The following is a 6,614-nucleotide window of genomic DNA, read 5'->3' on the forward strand; positions in this document are numbered from 1 at the left end:
GTCCCTTGATGGTTTTGCCCAAGGCACAAACCCTTCATCCCCGCCCTGGTTTGATAAGGACCGGCTTAATGTTTTCATAGTTCTGGCTTTATTTTTTGCCTTTGTGCTTTATTTCATAAATCGTGCCCAGAAAGGGAAATCTCTTTTTGTAAGAAGAATCCCGGGGCTGGATGCTATAGAAGAGGCTGTGGGCAGGGCAACAGAGATGGGCAGGCCGATTTTATACATCTCAGGGATCGAGGATATGGATAACCTGCAGACCGTTGCCAGCATGATTATCCTGGGAAACGTGGCTGAGATGGTCGCCGCTTATGAAGTCCCGCTTTTGGTTCCGGTGTGCCAGCCTTTCGTAGTGACAGTGGCTGAGGAATCAGTTAAACAGGGTTATGCCAAGGCAGGAAAACCAGAAGCCTATAACCCTAACAACGTCCGGTTCCTCACCAGCGAGCAGTTCGCCTATGCGGGCGGGGTTAACGGGATAATGCTCCGGGAAAAACCTGCGGCCAATTTCATGTTCGGAAGTTTTTATGCTGAATCTCTGCTTATGGCAGAAACCGGCTTTTCAACTGGAGCCATTCAGGTAGCAGGAACAGCCAATATCCACCAGCTCCCGTTTTTCGTGGTGGCTTGTGATTTTACTCTTATCGGAGAGGAGCTTTTTGCAGCCTCAGCTTATCTGTCCAAAGAGCCGAAGCTCTTGGGCAGTTTAAAAGGCTCTGATTTAGCCAAGCTTTTGATAATGATAATCTTGCTTTTGGGAGTTTTGTTGGAAACCACAGGAGTTACTAAATTTACCTCCTGGTTTTTCGTGCAGTGAAGAAAAAAGGTAAGACGTGAGATGGAAGAAGTGAAACGATAGAAAAAGTGTAGCGGAAACCTTCAGGTTTCCATATTTTACTTGTAGTTGCTTGATTTATCAAGCATTTTATGGTTAGACGAAAGACGTAAGTCGATAAAAACCTTACGACCCATAGGGAAGTAAGACGATAGAAGAAAAAATGTAGCGGAGGTCTTTAGACCTCCATGTGGCAAGAAAAGATGGAAGGCTGAAGTCTCAAGACCTTGAGGCCTTCCGCTACAAAAAAAATTATGAAAGGTTCATTTTTAATCTTATTACTCTCAACCTTATCCATCGGTTTTTTTCATTCCTTAGCTCCTGACCACTGGGTTCCTTTTGTGATGATCGGAAGGTCATCCAACTGGTCCAAAAGGAAATTGACCTGGGTAACCTTCTTATCCGGAATCGGGCACGTCGGCTCCTCAATCTTACTCGGAAGTGTCGGAATATTATTAGGTTTAACCCTTTCCAAATTGCAGAACTTTGAAGGCTCCAGAGGTCAGATCGCCGTTTACCTTTTAATCGGTTTTGGAGTGGCCTATGCCCTCTGGGGTTTAAGACAGGCAAAAAAGCATAGCCATCACCACCACCATTTTGAGGAGAAACTGAGTCAGAAGAAGACCATAACGGTCTGGGCTTTGATGGCAATCTTCGTTTTGGGACCCTGTGAGCCTTTGATCCCTTTGATGTTCTTAGCCACCCAGTTCGGCTGGAGCGGCATCTGGGGAATCTCAATCGCCTTTTCGATAGTAACGATTTTTATGATGATAACCCAGACCCTTTTAGCTCATTCTGGAGTTAAATTGATAAAGACTGATTTTGCGGAAAAGTATACCCATTCGATTGCCGGTGCAGTCATCGCTTTGACCGGAGTGTTTGTTTTGTTTTTAGGAATTTGATGTAGGGGAGGTCTTCAGACCTCCATAAAGTTAGAGGCGAGAAGCAAGAAGTGAGACGATTAAAAATGTAGCGGAAACCTTCAGGTTTCCACAATGGAAGGCTGAAGCCTTCCGCTACAAAAACCGGTAGAACAGACATTCTTGTCTGTTCCCCAAGGTCAGACACGAATGTCTGACCTACCAGAGCGGACAGCCACGAGGGCTGTCCCTACTAAAGAAGGATACATGCGTAGAGAAGTCCCTGTAATAATCTGCTTTTTGGCTGGAGCTTTTTTTATCGGAAACTACTTCAGCCCTAAGCTTCAGCCAGTAGCTCAGGTAGTTAACCAATGGGCTATAATTTGCATTGCTTTTGCCTATGTCTTAGGGGTTGCTAATATCTTCAGGATAAATTACCAGGTGATAACCAGAAAGGGAAAAGATTGGATTTATAAGATAGTTTTAATAGTCGGACTTATCTTGATGATCTATCTGGGGATTTTCAGGGGAGTCAAAGAGGGAACGGCCTTCAACTGGGTTTTTATGAACGCCATTTATCCTATGCAAGCAACTATGTTTGCCCTTTTAGCCTTTTATATAGCGTCAGCCGCATTCAGGGCTTTCAGGATAAGGTCCTGGGAAGCAGCTTTATTAGGAATCACTGCTGTTTTAGTGATGATCGGAAGGGTGCCATTGGGTGAAGCTGTCTGGAAAGAGTTCCCACCTTTTACCGAATGGATTATGAACGTGCCACAACTGGCAGCAAAAAGAGCCATAATGATAGGAGCGGCCCTTGGTGCTATCTCCACTGGCTTGAAAGTCTTGATCGGACTGGAGAAAACCTATATGGGCGGAGAGTGATTTTTCTATGAGGTCTTCGAATCAGTGGAAGTTATCGGTCGGGCAAAGGTGCCCGACCTACGAAAAATTGACAACATAACTGTTCGTAGCTCGTAGACGTCCCGCTAACGGCGGGACCAGCCCTGCAAAACTAGTTTATCAGAAGTTCCTTTATGAGAAACTTTTTTGAAAAACTTGAAAAGTTAGACCGCCGGGTGATTTTTATCTTCGTGGGAATTGCCCTTGTCCTGCCTCTCTTTTTCCCCTTGAACATAAAATTCTCAGTCACTGCTCCGGTCAAGAGTTTCTATGATTCTATAGAATCTTTACCCTCTGGCTCCAAAGTACTTTTAAGCGCAGATTACGACCCGGGTTCAATGCCGGAGCTCTGGCCTATGCACCTGGCAGCACTCAGGCAGATGTGCAGAAAGAACATCAAGATCATCTCCACCCAGCTCTGGGCAACCGGGTCCCCTTTAGTTGAAAGAGCTTTTAACCTGGTAGCAGTTGGGGAGTATCACAAACAGAACGGGGTCGATTTTGTAAATTTAGGTTTTAAGGAAGGGCGTGAAGTGGTGATGGTCTCAATGGGGAACTCCATCCCTCAGACATTCCCTACAGACTATCATGGAAATAAGACCACGGATTTGCCGATTATGCAGGGGGTAACGAACTTCAGCGATCTGGCTATGATAGTAAATATCTCCGGCGGCCTTCCCGGGACCAAGGAATGGATTTTGCAGGTCGTGTCCCGTTTTCACATAAAGCTTGCCTCGGGCTGTACTGCAGTCAGTGCGCCGGAGTTTTACCCCTACCTGCAATCCGGGCAGTTAGCAGGTCTCTTGGGCGGGATGAAAGGCGCAGCCGAATACGAACAGATGGTTGGCGTTACCGGTCTGGGAAAAAGGGGCATGGATTCGCAGTCCATAGCACACCTGGTGATCTTCTTCTTTATAGTAGTAGGCAATATCGCTTATTTTTCAATGAAATTGATGAAAAAGGAGAAACAGTAGAACATGCTTTCATCTGAACTTATCGGAACCTGGGTTGCCGCCGGCTTGACCTTGTTCTGTTTCAGTTTCCTGTATAAGGATAACCCCTTTTACAAGTTTGCTGAGCATCTTTATGTGGGAATTTCTGCCGGTTACTGGACCTCCCTAGAATATCACAACGTATTCAGGCCCAATTTGTGGGACCCTTTGATGAGGCTTGATCTGAATATCCTTTTCTCCTTCCCCCGGGTCGGGTTTGCCTTTATGTGGCAGTCTTTAATATTGATAATTCCTTTTGCCTTTGGGATTTTATTTTTTACCCGGTTTACCAAAAATTTCGCCTGGCTTTCTCGCTGGTCCATGGCTCTAATCATAGGAATCTTTGCCGGGATAGCCATCATAGGATACAGCACTGGCGATTTAATCCTTCAGATTCGCGCTAATCTGCTCCCTTTATGGACCGGAAACTGGCTCTCCTCTTTGAATAATATCCTTCTGACCATTGGGGTTCTCACCTCTTTAATCTATTTTTTCTTCTCCAAAGAGCATAAAGGCGCCTTAGGTGCTGGAGCCAAAGTCGGCATCTGGTTTCTGATGATCTCCTTTGGCGCCTCCTTCGGCTATACGGTTATGTCCCGTATGTCTCTCCTGATCGGCAGGATCTATTTCATTTTCGGCGAGTGGCTGGGGTTGATAAAATAAACCACCTCTCATCCCCGTGCTTACCATCCCGCCAACGGGCGGGACTGAGCTGGCAAGTTTTACTTCTTCGTCGGGTCAGGGGACCCGACGACCACGCCAGAACGAAAGTAGAAATAAAAATGCCCATCGTAGGTCGGACACCTTGTCCGACCTACGGGTATTAAAATAAAAAAGCCTCCATCTCTGGAGGCTTTTTTTCTACAGTCGACAATTTTACTTCTTTTTCAGAAGAGTCGCACTCAGGCTGACCTTCTTGGTCAAGACCATTCCTCCGCCTCTGGGGTCATTGTCAGTTACAGAAATCGTGGCGCTCTTAATCGTAGTGTCCGTTGGTGCAGTAAAGAACAAGCCTGAGGATTCACCATAGCCATTGGTTATACTGGGCGAGCCTGAAATCGTGCCTGAAGAGGCAGTCGCAGAAAGGGAATGACCGCCCAAGGGGTTACCTGAACGATCCTTTATTAAAACGGTGAAAGGCTCAGTAGTTCCGTACATCACAGAAGCCACTATATCTATAAGGCAGTTTTTGTAATAGGCAAAACCGGTTAAGAAATTGACCTGAACCGTTGCTGAGGACCAGTCTGCTTTGGCAGTTAAATTTGACACCGCTCCTATTCCATCATCCGGTGAAACCGGGGAATAATCCCGGGTCAATATCTGGCTCACCAGCTCAGTCTCAAAAAGCGAAGCATTTATTCCATCCTGAGTAATCCCGGAAGCACAAGTTCCGAAATCCGTCTCCATCTTAACCTGTGTTCCCCCTACCACAAAATTGCCATTCAGATCCACAACCCTGACGATCACGTCCCCTTTTGATACCCCATCTGCAACAAGAGAAAGAGGATAGGTCAGGAATGTGGTCGTATCTGGTGGGCCGGAGACGATGATTAGGACGGTGTTGGACACAGTCCCTCCAGCAGTCGAGGCGTAAACATATGCTAACCCATCGTTCCTGGGCTCGCCTGAATGATAGACTGAGGTAGCTAAGCCGCCGGAAGTTGTAGCATAGGCATCCACCATCCCTTCCTCTGTTCCAAAATAGACTGCGGTACCGTTCTGAACAGGATTCCCGTAGATATCATTCACCATCGCCAGAATTTCGGAGGTAGCATTGACTACATCCCATCCCCGGATATTCAAAGGTTTTGCTCCTAAGGAGAGATAAGCTGGAGGACCAGCATTAATGGCCACCCGGGTGACATTGGAGAAGATGGTTCCTGATTCAGCCCTGAGTTCAACAGTTCCGGAGATGGTACCGCTATTCAAGGTCACAACTGCCTGGCCTGACTCCATGGTGTAAGCAGTATCCGGACCATAGCCTTTATCCTCAAGGTTCTCTCCCCCGTGAGGGCCATTTAAAATCCGGAAAATTATTCGTTTCCCAGCACCTACTTTATTTCCCAATGAATCATATCCAGTTGCCACCAAAACTGCTGACTCAATTCCACCAGTCCCTTTAACCTGAATTGAAGGCCTGAGCGTGTTGAATTCTATGCTGGCAATCGTGCCGCTGGAACTGGAACCAGAGGAAGTTACGCGCAAAGTCGTGGTCAGGCTGTCCCCGCTGGTAAGTTTTGCTTTCAAAGTGACTGTGCCGGTATCTGAAGATACGAAATAGGAAGAGGCAGTTCCTGAAGTGTCAGTCATATCATAAACATCTCTGAAGGAGCCTAAGGATACAGGCGAGGCTGAGAAATTAACCCGCACGTTATTATAGGGGTTATTATTCTGATCAGTCACTTTTGCCTGGACTAAGCTTGAATCTCCTGTTTGCATAGAGGTTTTAAGGGCAGTGAATGTTTTTAAAACCGTTTGAGTGCCCGAGGTGGGAGAGGTGGAATTTTTCTTACACCCGGAAATGAAAAGAATCAGAACCAAGGCTACAATAATTACCCCGAAAACAAAAAAAGCTTTGTTCCTCATAACCACTCCTTTAAATGATTGTTATTGTTTGAACTTAACTAAGTATTTTATCGGCAGGTTTAGATAAGAATTTAGGGGAAAAGAATCATATCCCCCCTTCCTTCACGGGAGAGGAAGATTGTAGTCGCTCGATTCATCGAGCATTTTCGTAGCGCGACCATTTTCCTATTAACGGATCCGGAGCAAACCCCTGTAGGGTAGGACAGGGTCGCATTGCGAGGTTAAGAACCTCGCCCTACGAAAGATAATTATCAGATAATAAGCCCAATAAATTGGGCGACTACGAAGAGTTTGACGCAAGTGTAGTTTTTCAGTATTTCGGTAACGGTTTATTATAAAAAATGCTCTAAGAAAGAAATTGGGAATAAGGTGGAGAACAATGAAATCGCAATCATATTTAAGAAGGAGTTGTTATTTAAACAGATATCGCGTAGGGGTGGA

Annotated in this window: 6 protein-coding genes; 5 read left to right on the forward strand and 1 reads right to left on the reverse strand. The window is 45.9% G+C overall.

The window, feature by feature from the left end; all coding sequences use genetic code 11:
- From MUP17_05565 to MUP17_05585, 5 genes are all read left to right on the forward strand, one after another.
- On the forward strand, window positions 1–817 hold an 817-nt coding region (locus MUP17_05565), incomplete at its 5' end, for a hypothetical protein (GenBank protein ID MCJ7458440.1).
- Between the two features lie 272 nt (window positions 818–1,089).
- Window positions 1,090–1,737: a hypothetical protein gene (locus tag MUP17_05570; protein ID MCJ7458441.1), complete on the forward strand. Its 648-nt coding sequence runs from the start codon at window positions 1,090–1,092 to the stop codon at window positions 1,735–1,737.
- 225 nt (window positions 1,738–1,962) lie between these two features.
- Entirely contained in the window at window positions 1,963–2,577 is a 615-nt protein-coding gene (locus MUP17_05575) for a hypothetical protein (protein ID MCJ7458442.1), read from the forward strand.
- Window positions 2,578–2,729: 152 nt separating this feature from the next.
- On the forward strand, window positions 2,730–3,569 hold the full coding sequence (locus tag MUP17_05580) for a hypothetical protein (protein MCJ7458443.1): 840 nt from the start codon (window positions 2,730–2,732) through the stop codon (window positions 3,567–3,569).
- Between the two features lie 3 nt (window positions 3,570–3,572).
- On the forward strand, window positions 3,573–4,250 hold the full coding sequence (locus tag MUP17_05585; protein MCJ7458444.1) for a hypothetical protein: 678 nt from the start codon (window positions 3,573–3,575) through the stop codon (window positions 4,248–4,250).
- A 213-nt stretch (window positions 4,251–4,463) separates the two neighbouring features.
- Here the strand turns inward: MUP17_05585 and MUP17_05590 are convergent, their stop codons facing one another.
- On the reverse strand, window positions 4,464–6,173 hold the full coding sequence (locus tag MUP17_05590; protein MCJ7458445.1) for an Ig-like domain-containing protein: 1,710 nt from the start codon (window positions 6,171–6,173) through the stop codon (window positions 4,464–4,466).
- Window positions 6,174–6,614 lie beyond the last annotated feature (441 nt).

It is taken from the genome of Candidatus Zixiibacteriota bacterium, from assembly GCA_022865345.1.
GTDB lineage: Bacteria > Zixibacteria > MSB-5A5 > MSB-5A5 > RBG-16-43-9 > RBG-16-43-9.